Here is a 14,307-nt window from a genome sequence, read left to right on the forward strand (position 1 = left end):
AATCAAGGCGTTCAACTATAGCAATTGCTATAGTTCACTGGTGGAGTGGGACATCTACCAGACCGACGAGGTCGCTGCGTGGATGGTTGAGCTGCGACATAGCGATCCCGAGGCAGCAGACCACGTCGAGGCAGCGGTGGACGTACTGTCCGAGAGGGGGCCGACCCTGGGGAGGCCGCTTGTCGACACACTGAACGGGTCGAAGCTAGCCAACCTCAAAGAGCTACGACCACGGCAGACAATGATCCGGATCCTGTTCGTCTTCGATCCGTGGCGCTCGGCAATCCTCTTGATCGGCGGCGACAAGACGGGCCAGTGGAATGCTTGGTATCAGCACGCGATTCCACGATCCGAAGAACTTTACGAGATTTATTTGAAGGAAAGAGCCGAGGAGGAGAGCGGAGCATGAGCAGCTTCAGCAAGTGGGACAAGGACGCCTACCGCAAGCGCGTCGGCGAAGACGAGGCAGCCCGGCGCCGCGGCGCCATCATGGCCGAGCAGTGGGGGCATCAGCTAGCCGAGGAGCGCAAGCGGCTCGAGTTCACACAGGCAGGACTCGCGGAAATTATGGGTGTCAGCCCCGGACGAGTCTCGCAGATCGAACGCGGCGAGGTCGCCACCGTGGAAGCCATCGCCGCATACGTTTCCGCACTTGGCGGCACCCTCGAGCTGATCGCCGACATCGGCGGCCACCTCGTGCGGATGCCCGCGAATCCGGCCGCCTGAGCCGGTGGTCGTGGACCGCGGCAACACCACGTCGAGTCGTACCGGCTCGGACTTTCGAGTGACGATCTTCTGCCGCCGCAGCCTCAGCGCCACTCGGCGCTCGAATTCACGGTCGGACACATCGGCCTGGTAGTTACGGGTCATGGTGCGCGCACAGTCCGGCTTCTGCAACAACCCCGGCACCCGCCTCCTGATACGAGACCAACTGCCGCGCAGCAGCTTCCAGCCCAACACAGTGGCCGAAGCCCCCGGCAGCAGATCTCCATATTTCCTGGTCCCACGTCTTGACCGCAGCCTGCTCGGTAAGCCTCTTCTGTCTACGAAGCGGGAGATCGAAGGTTCGAATGCTTCCGGGCACATCAACTTTCGATGAAGCGCGGTAAGCCGACTTCCACCGCTCACGGTCTTTGGGGGCCCGTCGAATCCCTTCGCATCATGTGAGGTTGTCCGGCGGAGTTGGATGGGTGGTAGGCGATCTCGGCTGCACCGATGAATTTCGGGTGGATTCGTCGTCGACTCCTCTGGATAGGCCGAGAGACAGGAGTCCAGCTATGACGAGACCGTTTCGATTCGGGGTCGTTGCCCCGCTCAGATCCGACCTGCCGACGTGGCGAGATCGTGTGCGCCGCATCGCCGACAGCGGCTACTCGACGCTGCTGGTGCCCGACTTCCCGCTGATGCAGCCGGCGCCCGCCCCCATGCTGGCCACCGCCGCGGCCCTGACCGACCTGCGCGTGGGCACCTGGGTGTACGCCTCTCCGCTCCGCCCGGCCTGGCTGACGGCATGGGATGCGCACTCGCTGTCGCTGTTGACCGAGGGGCGCTTCGAGATGGGCATCGGCACCGGCAGACCGGGAATCGAGGACGAGCTCCGCGACAAGGGAATGCCCTCCGTACCGCCGCCCTACGAGCGGCTGGCCCAGGTCCGTGAGACCGTCCAGCGGCTGCGAGATCTCGACGGCCCCGACCGTCACACGCCCGTGGCGATGGCCGTACTCGGTCCGAAGGCCCGGGCGTTGGCGGCCGAGGTCGCGGACACGGTCACCTTCGTGCTCGGGGATCAGCCCCGGGGCGAGGTCGAGCGGCTGGCACGCGACTTCCGCGCCACCAGCGACGCCGAACTCGCGCTCGCCGTACCGGTTATCGGCGGTACTGTCGCACCGCACATGGCGCCCCCCGACACCGACACTGCCGCGCTTCACGCGGCGGACGCGATGACCGTCCTTCCGGATGACCCGGCCGCCGCCGTCGAGGAAATCCAACGGCGACGGGAGGAGATCGGCTTCTCCTATTTCGTCTTCGGCGCCGACGTCGCCGACAGGTTCGCTCCGGTCGTCGCCGAGCTCGCCGGACGTTAGTTGCCCGAACAGCTATTTCAGCTTCGAGCGATCCACTGTTGCATGGCGGCTGCGACCATCGAGTCGCCGTGCGCGCTGGGGTGCCAGGGGAACCCGAGCGGTTCGGTGTGTGGGTCGAACGCTCCGTCCACCCAGGGATCCGCAGTGCAGGCGCCGTGCCCGGCGGTGACCGCTCGGGTGTCGAGGAAGTTCACGTTCAGAATGCCGGCGGCCTCGCGCTGGGCCGTGTCGATCCGGTCCAGGAACCCGGTGACCGCGCCGGCTCGGGGCTGGACCACATCGATGCCGAGAATGTTCGCGCAGGCGGAATCCTGGCCGGGAGTGTGTATTTCCGGGTATCCCACGAAAACGATCCGCGCGTTCGGAGCGTAGTAGCGGATGTACTCCACCGCTTGGCGGACTCGATCGGCATAGGCCTGACCGGTGACGGTGTCGAGGTCGGGGGCGCGGCCCTGCGCTGCGGCTTCCGGACCGCAACCATCGATCAGGTCGGTCAGGCACGTGAAGGCACGAGACAGGGCGACCGGGTTGTCGGTTCCCCAGGCATCGTTCATGCCGAGCTGAATCGTCACGGTCCGGGTGCGTGGCCCGAACGCGCTATCGGACACGGCCCGTTTCACCTGGTGCACCAGGGTCCAGCCCGAGGTGTCGATCGTGCCGCCCTGACACGAGGTGTCCTCGACGTCGTCCGGCGACAAGCCGATGCGCTGCGTCAGCTGCGTCGGCCATGATGTAGGCACGTGCTTGCAGCCGGGGTCCCCGCCCGCGTTCAGCAGGTCGAGGATTTCCCCGTTGGCGGAGAAGGAATCGCCGATCACCACAAGGGTTTTGCCGTCGGCGGTCTCCGCCGTGGTCGGCGGCGCCATCGCGGTGAGCACCGCTGCGGTGCCGCAGACCGTGGACGTTGCAAGCAACCGCAACCGAGCCGAACTCTTCAAGCTGTGTACCTCTTATCGATCCGTTGCGAAACATGCGAAGCGCGACCGCTTCAGATTCGAACGCCTACTGTAGCGGCGCGCCGGTAGCGCCGCCGATCGATCGCGAATTCGGCAGAGATCCGAAGTTCATCGCGCTCCGGATTTTGTTGTGAATGCTGAACGTGCCATCCCAAGGGACCAGACGGCACCGGCATGCAGGCCGCTCGGACGGCACGTTCGACGCGGATTCGGGGGTGGTGGGCCGGTTGGTCCCGCATCGCGCGTGCAGTGAACTGCTGCCTGGCACCTTCGCCCGCGACGACTGGGGATTCCTGCTGACCCGCAATCATCGCGACCCAGCGCGACCTACCGGCCCACCACCTCAGCCCAGCGCCGAAACGACTGCGGCGTCGCTGATTTCGAGCAGCCGGCGGCGCGCCTTCGGGTCGAGGGCTTGTGGGTGCGGATGGGCCTGCCTGGTGCGGTTGAAATAGCAGCCTGTCGTCTGTGACAGGTCCGGATCGCAGATCAGGCGGAGGGTCGCGGCCGCGCCTTCGGCGACGGTGCTGATCGGCGTGGTGCCGGATTCCAGCACCATGGTGGTCGCCATGAGGGTGGCCGGGTGCAGGGCGTTCACGGTGACACCGGTTCCGTCGAGTTCCTCGGCGTACTCGATGGTCGCCATGATCATCGCCAGCTTGGCGCGGCAGTAGGCGGTGTACACGTCGTAGTCGTTCTCGGGGGTCGGATCGTCGAGGTTGATCTCCTGCTGCCCGGCGGAGGCTACGTTCACCACCCGCGCCGGTGCCGAGGCCCGCAGTAGCGGAAGCAACCGCCGCGTGAGCCGATACGGGGCCAGATGGTTGACCGCCCACAGTAATTCGTTGCCGTCGGCGCTGAGTGCGCGTCTCCCGTCCGGCCGGCCTCCGGTGCCGGCATTGTTCACCAGTACATCCAATCGTGAAGTGCGGGCGATGATCTCGTCGGCCAGCCGGTCCACCTCCGCGAGTCGCGACACGTCGGCCAGGATGACCCGCGGAGCGTGTCCACTCGCGGCCGTTATCTCGGCCGCGACCGCGGCGGCCCGATCGGGGTCGCGGCCGTGCAGGATCAGCCGGGCGCCCGCCGCGCCGAGACGCACCGCGAGTTCGCGGCCGAGTCCGTCCGTCGCACCCGTGATCAGCACCGTGCGATCAGCCATGCGGTCGATACCTTTGTCGCTCATAACCTTTCCTTGCCGTACCGACCTCGCCAGGATGCTCGAGCGGAATCACGGCAGTGTCTCCGCCGTGGCGACGAGCGTCGCTCGGCCCAGGATGTGGCCTGCGATGGTGAATCCGAGCAGAGCAGGAGTGGAGTCGGAGGCGATGCCGATGTCGTCGACATCCAGAGCGTGCACGGTGACGAAATAGCGGTGCTCACCGTGCCCCGCCGGTGGCGCCGCACCGATGTATCGCGGCAGGCGCGCGTCGTTCGGCAATTGGAAGCAGCCGGTCGGCAACCCGCTGCCCGCGTCGTCTCCGGCGCCCTCGGGAAGGCTCGTGGTCGTGGCCGGGATGTTGGCGACAGCCCAGTGCCAGAAGCCGGAGCCGGTGGGAGCGTCGGGGTCGTACACGGTCACGGCGTAACTCTTGGTGCCCGCCGGGGCGCCACTCCAACTCAGTTGCGGGGAAACGTCTTTGCCGCCGGGGGCGCCGGAGGACCACTGTGCGGGTCGCCAGGCGGCGCCGTCGCTCACCGTGGTGCTGGTGACCGTGAACGAGGCTGCCTCGGGGAGCCGGGCGAAGGGGTTGTTTGCACTCATGTGTCGTGCCTTTCGAGTCATGTCGGACAGGCAAGATCGACGATATCAGAAATAATCGATTATTTTGAGGATCGTCTATCATCGGACCATGACCAGGGCAGCCCACACCCCGACCTCACCGGAGAAGCAGATGCTGTCCGAGCAGATCTACGCACACCTGCGGCACGCGATCATGCGCGGCGAGTACGCGCCCGGTGACGCGCTCAAGCCGCAGGATCTGGCCAAGCAACACGGTGTGAGCCTGGCCGTGGTGCGTGAGGCGCTGGTGCGGCTGGTCGGTGAGGGCCTGGCCGAACGCCTGACCAATCGCGGCTTCGCGGTCCCGGCCTTCTCCGATCGCCGCTGGCAGCAGATCGGCGAGGCCCGCCGGACCATCGAGCCGGTCCTGCTACGCATGTCGATCGAACGTGGTGACGTCGGCTGGGAGGGCGATGTCCGAGCCGCCCACCACCGCTTGGCGCGCACACCGGCATTCCCCCCGGAGGACGGCGAGTACTACAGCGATGCCTGGGCCGAGGCCCATCGGGTGTTCCATCGCACCCTCTTGGCGGGGTGCGGCAACCCGGTGTTGCTGGAGACCTTCGACCGGATGTGGGTCGCGAGCGAGCTGGCTCGCCGCTGGTCGGCACACCGCGCCCCCGACCGCGACGCCATCGACGAGCATCGCCGATTGGAGGAGGCGGCCCTGGCCCGTGACCCCGACACCGCCGCCGGCCTACTGACCCGGCACCTCACCCTGACGACGGCCGCACTGGCGGAACAAGAAGGCTGACACTGCGGCAGAATGTTCCAGTCCCAGAACGCTGTCCGAGTTCTACCGGCCGATATCCAGGCCGGACAAGCACCCGGCATTCGGCAGCGAACGGCGTACCGAGGACATGAGCATGCCGAGATCCGTTGTAGCGAAATGGATCCCGCGTGTCGCGCGGAACTGGCGGCCCCGCCGGTGCCATGCCCGAACTCTGCGAACCCTCGGCCAGACAACGACTGCGGGACAACGACCTCGATACGCCGTTGCGCATCGCGTGAATTCCGCTCGTGCCGGGGGCTGTCGCATCGAGCCCACCACGACGGTCGAAGCCAGTGTGGGTGAACGCTTTCGCGGTCCGGCTCAGCGTTTGCCGTCGCCGACGGGCTCGATGGGTCCGGGTTGATCGCCGAGGCGGGCGTGTAGCCGATCTCGGATCTGATCCGGGGTGTAGGCGCGGCGTTTGCGTTCGGACCGCACGATGACCACACCGGTCGCCGCGACACCCGCGGCCCCTGCCAAGCCGAGCACCTTCCACCAGCGCATGCGCCTAGGCTAGTCGCTGTGCAACGTGAAGCGCTCTCGAGTATCGGTTTGGATGGCGCGGTCGAGCTCACGCGGACCGGCGATCTGTGGCTGTTCCGCGGGCATACCGGTGCCGATCGCGCGATCCGGGGGCTGACCAACAGCCCGGTCAATCATGTCGGCATGGCGGTTGTCATCGATGACCTCCCGGCCCTGATCTGGCACGCCGAGCTCGGCCGGGCGCTGCCGGACGTCTGGTCGGGCAACCACCATCGCGGTGCGCAGCTGCACGACCTGCGGGCCGCGATCATGCGCTGGGCCAACGATTATGGGCAGCAAGCGTGGATTCGCCAGCTGAATCGGCCGGTTACCCGCGAGATGGAAGATGCCGCGCTGCGGATGGTCGCGCGGCTGGACGGCATGCCCTTTCCCTCTACCAGCGCGCTCGCGGGGCGGTGGCTACGGGGCCGGGTGCCGCTGCCGAAACGATCGGGAACGCTCGAAACCGACGCCGGTCTGGAGAACGCGTACTGCGCGGAGATCGTCGCCATGACGTATCAGGCCATGGGCTTGCTGCCGGAGAAGCGTCCGAACTGGTATGACCCGGGCAGGTTTTGGAGTGGCGACAATCTGCGTCTGGCCGACGGCTATCACCTCGGCGGGGAAATCACGGTGCGCGTTCCCGCACGCTGACGCCCCGGCATCGCATACCGCATCCCCAGACGGCGGACTCTGACCCCGCCAGTTCAAGGTTCGAATCCTGGCGAGAAGACGCTCCGACGAACCACCATCCCCTGGCCACACGATCCATTTCAGCGAACGAACCAACCAATGGACGTCTCAACCAAACGCGCGAATCCACTGGCATGGAACCTGATTCGCGCCCAACTCGCCGAACACCGAAGGCAAGTCCCCGATACCGCGGCGCCGATCCCACGGGGGTAGTGCGGCGATCGGCATCGGGGACGAGTGACGCGTCGGCTGTCACTCCACGACGGTCGCCTAGGGGTTGTAGATTTCCACGAAAGCGTTGGTGGCGACCGCGAAGACGCCGGGTCCGGTGCCGGTGCAGGCCGCCGTAATACGGTCACCCGACGGGGTGAAGGGGTAGCTGAGCACCTTGTAGGGGCCGACGGCGTACAGCGGGAACGGCCCGCTGGCGTAGAGGCCGACGCAGTCGAGGTGAAGGACGTAGTTGGATCCACCGTCGGGCTGGCAGACTGCCGACGCGTCGAACAGACCCTTCGTCACGGTGCAGTCCTGTGGCGCGGCCTGCGCGGTACCCGACCCGACGACGGCCGCGAAGCCCAAACCCGAAATGCCCGCGATCGCAACCCGTCCGGCGACACTCAACGACCTGTTCATGAAGACCCTTCCGATTGGCGTTGTGTTGTTCGTCGTCACCGAGCCCAATTTTGTTTCCATTCTGAAGTTTCGGTCCTCCCCGGCCCGCATCGCGGAACGCTACAGCCGTGCAATACGGTCGGGTCGTGACAGGTCATGGCGATTCGAGGGTCGGTGGAGTCGATCATGGGTAAGCCGAATCGGAAGCATCGGGCGGCCAAGCAGCGGGCGCGATACGGCGGAGCCGACTTTCCGGGCATGCCCGGTGGGACCGAGGGGCGGCCGCCGACCGCTGAGGAGATCGGCAATGCGATCCTGGCGGCCGCCATGGAATCGGCCCAGCGTGGGGGGCGGGGCGGATCGGTACAGCGTGATCCGGTTGTCGTGTTCGCCGGCCGGCTCGCCGCTGACGACCCGCTCGTTCACGAGGTGGAGCGGAGTGTGCGCCTGGCGCGGCAGCACCTCATGACGCGCGCCTTCCGGAATGGCTGGTTGCCGGCGGACATTCAGCAGGCGGCGCGACGGCGGGTCGACGACTTCGCGGTCAGCTTTCTGATCGACACCATGGCGGACTCCGTGCGGCCCTTCGCGCCTGCGACCGTCGACGACACCTGGGTTGCTCAGCTCGGTGAATTGGCGGCGGAGGCCTGGTGGTCGGATTCCTCGCCGCATTTCGGCCAGTGGGCGGCGAAGCACATGCTGACCACCGCCGAAGCGCTCACCACCGTGATCGAGGCCCTCGCACTGCTGCTCCTGCTGCCGAAACTGGAACTCATCAGGCCCCTGCCCGGCAGCGCACGTCCGACGGCCGCGGTCCCCCATCATGTCGACGAGAAGGTGCTCGGGCGCGTTCGCGGACTGCTCGCCAAAGCCGAGTCCACGTCCTTCCCCGAAGAGGCCGAGGCCCTGTCTGCCAAGGCACAGGAACTGATGACCAAGTACGCGCTCGATCGGGTGCTCGTCGACGCCGACACCGCCGTCCCGGATCTGCCGGGGGCACGGCGAATGTGGCTCGATACCCCGTACACCGACGCGAAGGCCCTGCTGATCGACGTCGTCGCCAAAGCCAATCGATGCCGCGCCGTCTTTTCCTCGGCATGGGATTTCATGACCATCGTCGGCGACGACGCGGATCTCGACGCGGTGGAGTTGTTGTCCACCTCACTGCTCGTGCAGGCCGCCAGGGCGATGATCGCGAACGGCGACAAAGCCTCCCGAAGCGACAAAGCCTCCCGAACCGAGGAGGCACGCAGACGGACGTTCCGGAAGTCGTTCCTCGTCGCCTATGCCACCCGCATCGGGGAGCGCTTGGATGCGGCCACCGCGGCCACCATCGCGGAATCGGCTGAGCCGGAACGACTGCTGCCGGTCCTGGCCTCACACCAGATCGCAGTCGACGCGGCTTTCGACACCCTGTTTCCACAAGCCCGGAATCGCGGGATCACCATCCGCAGCGCCGCAGGCTGGGACGCCGGCCGAGTGGCCGCCGACCGCGCCCACCTCGACCTCAGGCCGCGTCCGGATGCCGGCTGAGCAATCGCTCGGCGGCGTCGTACTCGTAGAGTTCGGCATAGCGTCCCCAGTCGATGGCGATCCGCAGTTGTCGCCGCGCGGCGTCCTCGGTGAAGCCCCGCCGCAGCAGGTCGAGGAAGAAGCCGTCGCGCAGCCGCTGATTGCGCGCACTGGTCAGCGCGTGGTCGATCGCCGCGACCAGGGGCGCCTTGGCTCGCGCCAGCCGCGCGAAAATGGCCTTGGCACTGTCGATATCGGCCTCGGCGAACAGGGTGCCGTCGACGGTGAGCTCGATATCCCCGTCGGCGGTGGTGGCCAGCCCCAGCATGGTGGCGGCGTCGACCAGCGGCATCAGATCGTCGATCTCGAAGCGCAACCCGCCCGCCAGATCCGGCAGGTCCGCCCGCCCGCCTCGAGCGGCCACGAAATCCAGCATGCCGCCGATTCCGTCCACCCCGGCATCGGGCAGCGGCCGGGTGGTAGGGGTGGGGGTGATGCTCGGCCAGTCGCCATCGAAGGTGGCGTCGGTGAGCATCCGATAGGCCTGGTCCACCAGCGCCTGGAACCCCGCGCCGCGCGGGTCGCGCGGTTGCGGGAGCTTCACCTGGATCTCGCCCTTGATTCGCCCGGGATTGTTGTCCAGCACCAGGATTCGGTCGGCCAGCTGCACGGCCTCCTCGATATTGTGGGTGACCATCAGCATGGTCTTGGTCGGGAAGGCGGTCTCCGCCCACAGTCGCATGAGCTCGCCGCGCAGGTTCTCGGCGGTCAAGACGTCCAGCGCCGAGAACGGTTCGTCCATGAGCAGCACCTCCGGCTGCACCACCAGGGCGCGGGCGAATCCCACTCGCTGGCGCATACCGCCGGAAAGCTCCTTGGGATAGGCGTTCTCGAAGCCGTCCAGGCCGATCATGTCGATGGCGTCGGTAACCCTCTCGGCGCGCTCCCAGACCGAAATCCCTTGGGCGCGAAGGCCGAGTTCGACGTTCTGCCGCACGGTCAGCCACGGCAGCAACGCGAAGGTCTGGAACACCATGGCGGTATCGGCATTCGGCTCGGTGATCTCGGTCTGCCGGATGCGCGCGGACCCCGCGGAGGGGAGCACCAGGCCCGCGATGATCCGCAGCAGCGTGGACTTGCCGGAGCCGGATTTGCCCAGCAGCGCGACGATTTCACCCTCCTGCAACTCGAGGCAGACATCCGAGAGAACCGGCAGCTGCTCGCCGGAGGGGTTGGTGAAGTTCTTGGTGACACGATCGACGGTGATGATGGGGGCCGACACGGTGTGTCCTCCTTTCGAAAAATGTTTCAGCTCAGTGAGAATCGCCGTTCGGCGGTGCGCTGCAGGCGTCGCCACAGCAGGCGGTTGATCGTCACCGTGACCACGCTCATCACCACGGTGCCGAGCAGCACCTTGGCGAAGACGTCGTCGGTGGTGGCATTGGTGATGTACGCGCCCAGGCCGTAGGCCTCCATATGCGTGTTCCCGGCCTCCACGACCTCGCCGACCAGCGTGGCGTTCCACGCGCCGCCGAACGCGGTGATCGCGCCGACCGCGTAGCCGGGTGCGATCGCGGGCAGTATCAACGACTTCCAGCGCTGCCACCCGTGCACGCCGAGATCGTCCATGGCCTCGCGCAGGTCCGTCGGGATCTGCCCGGCCGCCGCGATCACATTGAACAGCACGTACCACTGCGCACCCAGCGCCATCAGCGCGATGCCGCCGATATTCAGTGAGATACCGGTGTAGGTGAGCGCCGCGATGACGAAGATGAACAGGAACTGGGCCGGGAAACTGGCCAGCACCTGCACCACCGGCTGCGCGAACCGGCAGATGCGCGGATTCATCCCGATCCACACGCCGACCGGCACCCACACGATGGTGGAGACCACCAGCAGCACTGTTACGCGGCCGAGGCTGGCCAGCCCCATCAACGAGGTCGGCCCGAATTCGGCCAGGCCCACGGTTCTGTCGAAGTAGGAGGCGAGCGCCCAGGTGCCCCAGGCGAGCGCGGCGAAGAGCAGTCCGAAGAAGAGCACATCGCCGATGCGGCTGCCCGCACGCTCGTCGTAGGCGGAACGGGTGCTGCGCCCGAAGACCCGCATGAGGCGATCGACCCGCTCGCCGACCGGCCGTAGCACCCGGGCCAGCCGGCCCGGCACCGTGCTCTGCCGCAGCAGGTCGAGCACCAGACTCCTTGGGGCCTGCGCACTTTCGGTGTGCTCCACCCGGAATCGCTCCGACCACGCCGTGAGCGGCCGCCAGAACACCACGTTCACCAAGACGATGGTGAGCACCATGACCAGCGCACCCACTATGAGATTGCCGACCTCGGCCTCGGAGGTGGCCGCGGCGATGAAGCTACCCATGCCGGGCAGCGCCTCGTCCCGGCCGGATACCGTGATGACCTCCGAGGCCGCGAGCATGAACCACGCGCCGCCGAAGCTCATCATGCCGTTCCAGATCATCGGCACCATGGCTGTCGGCACCTCCAGCTGCCACAGCCGCTGCCAGCGGGTGAGCCGCATCATGCGGGCCGCGTCATCCAGCTCCCGGGGCATATTGCGCAACGCCTGGTAGTAGGCGAAGGTCATGTTCCAGGCCTGCGCGGTGAAGATGGCGAAGATGCACGCCGCCTCCGCGCCCAGATACGAGCCGTGGAACAGGCCCACGAACGCGGTGACCGTGATCGAGACCAGGGCCAGCACCGGCACGGACTGCAGCACGTCGAGCGCCGGGATGAGCACCTTCTCGGCCCGCCGCGAGCGCGCCGCCCACTGGCCGACGATCAATGTGAAGAGGATGGACGCCGCCAGGCCGATGAACATGCGCAGCGTGGTGCGGGCCGCGTAATAGGGCAGGTTCGCGGGATCGGTTGATACGGCCTCGGTTCCGGTATCCGGCGTCCAGGGCACCGACATGTCCCGAAACAGCCGCAGCACCAGCAGGATCAGCAGCACGCCCGCGCCGATGATCAGGTAGTCCACCGCTCGGAGCCGGTCGCGTGCCCGCGGCACCTCGGGAGTCGTCTTGGGGCGGTCCGGAATTGCCAATTCGAGAGTCATTGCTGTTCACCTCGCTCCGAGCGGCTTCGTCGCAACTCAGTTGGTCGATTCGGCGGAGACCGCGGGCGGTGCGGTCATGACGTTGTAGGCGTGCACGGCCGCGGCCAGCACCGCCGGTGCGCCGATCAGCAGGTTGAAAGCCACGACGCCCATCGCGGCTCCGGCCACCGCGCCCTCGAGGCAGCCGGTGACGGCACCGGGAATCGCCAACGTGCCCAACGTCAATGCGCCGACCGCGAGACCCTGACCCGCGCCCAGCAGGACGCAGCCCAGCGGCGCTCCGATGACGGCACCCAGCAGCGTGCCCACCGCCAGGGCCACGGTGAGCTCGTTGTTGACATTCTGGAAGACGGTATTCATCCGATCCTCGAAGCTGTCGGGATCGGCAATCTGCTGTGCCGCAGGGCCTTCGGCATGCGCCTCCGCGGCGGCGTGCAGCTCCGCGGCGATGCGTCGTTCCTCGGTGCTGACCGGTCGTGCCCGATCCGGGCGCGGGGTGAGGGTGGCGCTGTCGCCGTCGATGCGGGCGTCGATCGGGTACGTCGTGTCCTGCTTCGTGATGGTCAGCGGGATCGCCCCCACGACCACGCCCTGCGGGTCGAGGATCTGCAGCTGGTCGGTGGTGGTTCGGAGCGTGCCGAGGTCGGTGCGCAGCACCACCGATCGGTCCACGATCCGGGCGTCGCCGGACACGGCCGGAGCTGTCACAGCGTCGGCGAGCCGGACGTCCGGTCCGGGTGCCGCGGCCGAAGCGGCGGCAGGGGCGACCAGTCCGGCGGTGGTCAGCGCCGCGGTGGCGAACGCGAGCAAGCGAATTCTCATCGGGATGTTTCCCCTCGGGATACCGCTGCCCGCATCGGTTTCCGGGCAGCATCGAATACCGTCGGGCACGGTGGTGCCGACGGGTCGGATATATATGCGAATCTCCGAATTCATTCGTGAAATGTGCATGCGAATAGTCCGGTGCCGCGCGGGCGGCATCGTGATATCGGAGAATTACGTGCGTCGAGATATCGACGCGGTGTTGGTGTGGTGGCTAGCGGCCCGGACCGAGGCGGAGGGGCCGACCCGGAGATCCCGGGTCATCATCGGGTGCCATCTTGCTACCCGACCTCCTCACTGGTAGAACGCGATTCGTCAACGCACGCGGGGAGGTCGCCCGGAACTCTCGGGGCGGACGCACACCCCTCTCGTCAGAGTTTTGGCACTGCACGACGTGTTCCGGATCGGAGTGTTCCGAATCGGAAAGCCACTTTGGATTACCCCTTGAGCCGGAGAAATCTGTCCTAACCTTGGGCGTCTCTCGACGTCGTCAGATCAGTGGCCTGTGTTCGTACAGGAGCCTCGCCTATCGAGGTGCAACAGGGAACCTAGTTAAAGACTCGTTAAAAGTCAAAACCCGCTATTCGCATATCGGCGAGCGCTATGCCACAGCGGCGCGTGGGACCGCGGCCCGATTGCCGCGGTGCCCGGACCGGAGATGTCCTGCGGCATGGGCGCCGGACGAAGATGAATGCCGCCCGCCTACACCTGTCCGGTCGTTCGCTGGGAGCGCGACTTCCAGACCAGTAGCGCGGCTTGGGCTATGAAGAAAATACCGCCGCCGGTGGCGTAGACGGACAGAACATCCAGGGATGGGGAGGGGGCGGTGGCCTGGGCGACGTAGACGGCGCCGACCAGGAAGGACAAGCCGCCGGAGATGAGGGTGGGCCATTGTTTGCCCAGCGTGGGGCCGCGGCGGTAGAGGCCGACCGCGAGTTGAGCCGCGCCGGATATCGTTGCCCAGGTACCGAATACGGCCAGGACGGCGGCCACGCCGCCGGCGGTTCCGGCGATGCCCAGGGCGATGGCGGCCAGGGTGCTCAGGGTGCCGTTGAGGGCGGTCACGCGGCGTTCGGAGCCCTCCGGTACCGCGAGCCAGTCGATGGCGGAGGACACCGCGTCGATGAGGGGGTAGGCGATCAGCAGGGTGAGCGCGACGGCGTTCAGGGTGTCGTGGGCCGCGGCGAAGGCCAGGGCCCACGCTATGGCCAGGAGGCCACGGACCAGGGACAGGCGGATCAGCGACGAGCGCGCGGATATCGAAACAGGCTGTACCGCAGTGGTGTTCATGGAACCTCTTCCATTCGATCGGGGTGAGGCAAGAAAGGCAGTGGGATCGCTAGCCGATGAGATCCCGTACGGTGGGTCCCCGCCCGTGCAGTACCGCGAACTCGGCCCAGCTCCAGAGCGCCGCCGGACCAGCGAAAACCATCGCCGCACTGACCTGCTCGCTCCACCGGAACGCACGAAACGGGGACATGCCGA

The 14,307-nt window shown here is 66.9% G+C and carries 16 protein-coding genes, 1 pseudogene and 1 riboswitch; of the genes and pseudogenes, 6 read left to right on the plus strand and 11 right to left on the minus strand.

Annotated elements, in window-relative coordinates; genetic code table 11:
• The first annotated feature begins 40 nt into the window (after positions 1-40).
• Positions 41-409, plus strand: coding sequence for a type II toxin-antitoxin system RelE/ParE family toxin (locus ACFXKA_RS19915; RefSeq protein WP_379428340.1), 369 nt, complete (start codon positions 41-43; stop codon positions 407-409).
• Positions 406-726, plus strand: a complete 321-nt coding sequence (locus tag ACFXKA_RS19920; RefSeq protein WP_379428341.1) for a helix-turn-helix transcriptional regulator — start codon at positions 406-408, stop codon at positions 724-726. Before ACFXKA_RS19915 ends, ACFXKA_RS19920 begins: the two co-directional genes overlap by 4 nt.
• Positions 727-750: 24 nt before the next feature.
• Here ACFXKA_RS19920 and ACFXKA_RS19925 read toward each other — a convergent pair.
• A pseudogene (locus tag ACFXKA_RS19925) lies at positions 751-1,086 on the minus strand (Scr1 family TA system antitoxin-like transcriptional regulator); the annotation flags it as partial.
• Positions 1,087-1,277: 191 nt separating this feature from the next.
• Between ACFXKA_RS19925 and ACFXKA_RS19930 the strand changes: the two are divergent.
• Positions 1,278-2,084: an LLM class flavin-dependent oxidoreductase gene (locus ACFXKA_RS19930; protein WP_379428342.1), complete on the plus strand. Its 807-nt coding sequence runs from the start codon at positions 1,278-1,280 to the stop codon at positions 2,082-2,084.
• 17 nt (positions 2,085-2,101) lie between these two features.
• Here the strand turns inward: ACFXKA_RS19930 and ACFXKA_RS19935 are convergent, their stop codons facing one another.
• The 3 genes from ACFXKA_RS19935 to ACFXKA_RS19945 all read right to left on the minus strand — a co-directional run bounded on the left by ACFXKA_RS19935 (position 2,102) and on the right by ACFXKA_RS19945 (position 4,805).
• Positions 2,102-3,022 carry an SGNH/GDSL hydrolase family protein gene (locus ACFXKA_RS19935; RefSeq protein ID WP_379428343.1) on the minus strand — a complete coding sequence of 307 codons (921 nt, stop codon included), beginning with the start codon at positions 3,020-3,022 and terminating at the stop codon, positions 2,102-2,104.
• A 361-nt stretch (positions 3,023-3,383) separates the two neighbouring features.
• Positions 3,384-4,226: an SDR family NAD(P)-dependent oxidoreductase gene (locus ACFXKA_RS19940; protein WP_379428344.1), complete on the minus strand. Its 843-nt coding sequence runs from the start codon at positions 4,224-4,226 to the stop codon at positions 3,384-3,386.
• A gap of 45 nt (positions 4,227-4,271) precedes the next feature.
• Positions 4,272-4,805, minus strand: coding sequence for a YbhB/YbcL family Raf kinase inhibitor-like protein (locus ACFXKA_RS19945; RefSeq protein WP_379428345.1), 534 nt, complete (start codon positions 4,803-4,805; stop codon positions 4,272-4,274).
• A gap of 88 nt (positions 4,806-4,893) precedes the next feature.
• Here ACFXKA_RS19945 and ACFXKA_RS19950 point away from each other — a divergent pair, with 88 nt between their 5' ends.
• On the plus strand, positions 4,894-5,577 hold the full coding sequence (locus tag ACFXKA_RS19950; protein WP_379428346.1) for a GntR family transcriptional regulator: 684 nt from the start codon (positions 4,894-4,896) through the stop codon (positions 5,575-5,577).
• 339 nt (positions 5,578-5,916) lie between these two features.
• Here ACFXKA_RS19950 and ACFXKA_RS19955 read toward each other — a convergent pair whose 3' ends face one another.
• On the minus strand, positions 5,917-6,099 hold the full coding sequence (locus ACFXKA_RS19955; RefSeq protein ID WP_354839483.1) for a hypothetical protein: 183 nt from the start codon (positions 6,097-6,099) through the stop codon (positions 5,917-5,919).
• 18 nt (positions 6,100-6,117) lie between these two features.
• Between ACFXKA_RS19955 and ACFXKA_RS19960 the strand changes: the two genes are divergently transcribed.
• Entirely contained in the window at positions 6,118-6,771 is a 654-nt protein-coding gene (locus tag ACFXKA_RS19960; protein WP_379428347.1) for a hypothetical protein, read from the plus strand.
• Between the two features lie 309 nt (positions 6,772-7,080).
• Here ACFXKA_RS19960 and ACFXKA_RS19965 read toward each other — a convergent pair whose 3' ends face one another.
• Positions 7,081-7,443 carry a hypothetical protein gene (locus ACFXKA_RS19965; protein ID WP_379428348.1) on the minus strand — a complete coding sequence of 121 codons (363 nt, stop codon included), beginning with the start codon at positions 7,441-7,443 and terminating at the stop codon, positions 7,081-7,083.
• Between the two features lie 165 nt (positions 7,444-7,608).
• Here ACFXKA_RS19965 and ACFXKA_RS19970 point away from each other — a divergent pair, with 165 nt between their 5' ends.
• On the plus strand, positions 7,609-8,955 hold the full coding sequence (locus ACFXKA_RS19970; protein ID WP_379428349.1) for a DUF2786 domain-containing protein: 1,347 nt from the start codon (positions 7,609-7,611) through the stop codon (positions 8,953-8,955).
• Here ACFXKA_RS19970 and ACFXKA_RS19975 read toward each other — a convergent pair.
• From ACFXKA_RS19975 to ACFXKA_RS19995, 5 genes are all read right to left on the minus strand, one after another.
• Positions 8,930-10,216 (minus strand): nitrate/sulfonate/bicarbonate ABC transporter ATP-binding protein, encoded by a 1,287-nt coding sequence (locus ACFXKA_RS19975; protein WP_379428350.1) that lies wholly within the window; start codon positions 10,214-10,216, stop codon positions 8,930-8,932. The genes ACFXKA_RS19970 and ACFXKA_RS19975 overlap by 26 nt on opposite strands.
• A 26-nt stretch (positions 10,217-10,242) precedes the next feature.
• Positions 10,243-12,000 (minus strand): ABC transporter permease, encoded by a 1,758-nt coding sequence (locus tag ACFXKA_RS19980; protein WP_379428351.1) that lies wholly within the window; start codon positions 11,998-12,000, stop codon positions 10,243-10,245.
• Positions 12,001-12,036: 36 nt separating this feature from the next.
• Positions 12,037-12,822, minus strand: coding sequence for a hypothetical protein (locus ACFXKA_RS19985; protein ID WP_379428352.1), 786 nt, complete (start codon positions 12,820-12,822; stop codon positions 12,037-12,039).
• 356 nt (positions 12,823-13,178) lie between these two features.
• Positions 13,179-13,363: riboswitch (M-box (ykoK) riboswitch) on the minus strand.
• Between the two features lie 161 nt (positions 13,364-13,524).
• Positions 13,525-14,112 carry a DUF308 domain-containing protein gene (locus ACFXKA_RS19990; protein ID WP_379428353.1) on the minus strand — a complete coding sequence of 196 codons (588 nt, stop codon included), beginning with the start codon at positions 14,110-14,112 and terminating at the stop codon, positions 13,525-13,527.
• Positions 14,113-14,161: 49 nt separating this feature from the next.
• Positions 14,162-14,302, minus strand: a complete 141-nt coding sequence (locus tag ACFXKA_RS19995; protein ID WP_379428354.1) for a hypothetical protein — start codon at positions 14,300-14,302, stop codon at positions 14,162-14,164.
• Positions 14,303-14,307 lie beyond the last annotated feature (5 nt).

This window comes from Nocardia sp. NPDC059228, from assembly GCF_042754245.1.
Lineage (GTDB): Bacteria > Actinomycetota > Actinomycetes > Mycobacteriales > Mycobacteriaceae > Nocardia.

Coding starts and splice junctions, on each gene's coding strand:
- ACFXKA_RS19920 (WP_379428341.1), top strand. CDS start 406: ATGAGCAGCTTCAGCAAGTGGGACAAGGACGCCTACCGCAAGCGCGTC.
- ACFXKA_RS19930 (WP_379428342.1), top strand. CDS start 1,278: ATGACGAGACCGTTTCGATTCGGGGTCGTTGCCCCGCTCAGATCCGAC.
- ACFXKA_RS19940 (WP_379428344.1), bottom strand. CDS start 4,226: ATGAGCGACAAAGGTATCGACCGCATGGCTGATCGCACGGTGCTGATC.
- ACFXKA_RS19945 (WP_379428345.1), bottom strand. CDS start 4,805: ATGAGTGCAAACAACCCCTTCGCCCGGCTCCCCGAGGCAGCCTCGTTC.
- ACFXKA_RS19950 (WP_379428346.1), top strand. CDS start 4,894: ATGACCAGGGCAGCCCACACCCCGACCTCACCGGAGAAGCAGATGCTG.
- ACFXKA_RS19955 (WP_354839483.1), bottom strand. CDS start 6,099: ATGCGCTGGTGGAAGGTGCTCGGCTTGGCAGGGGCCGCGGGTGTCGCG.
- ACFXKA_RS19965 (WP_379428348.1), bottom strand. CDS start 7,443: ATGAACAGGTCGTTGAGTGTCGCCGGACGGGTTGCGATCGCGGGCATT.
- ACFXKA_RS19970 (WP_379428349.1), top strand. CDS start 7,609: ATGGGTAAGCCGAATCGGAAGCATCGGGCGGCCAAGCAGCGGGCGCGA.
- ACFXKA_RS19980 (WP_379428351.1), bottom strand. CDS start 12,000: ATGACTCTCGAATTGGCAATTCCGGACCGCCCCAAGACGACTCCCGAG.
- ACFXKA_RS19985 (WP_379428352.1), bottom strand. CDS start 12,822: ATGAGAATTCGCTTGCTCGCGTTCGCCACCGCGGCGCTGACCACCGCC.
- ACFXKA_RS19990 (WP_379428353.1), bottom strand. CDS start 14,112: ATGAACACCACTGCGGTACAGCCTGTTTCGATATCCGCGCGCTCGTCG.
- ACFXKA_RS19995 (WP_379428354.1), bottom strand. CDS start 14,302: ATGTCCCCGTTTCGTGCGTTCCGGTGGAGCGAGCAGGTCAGTGCGGCG.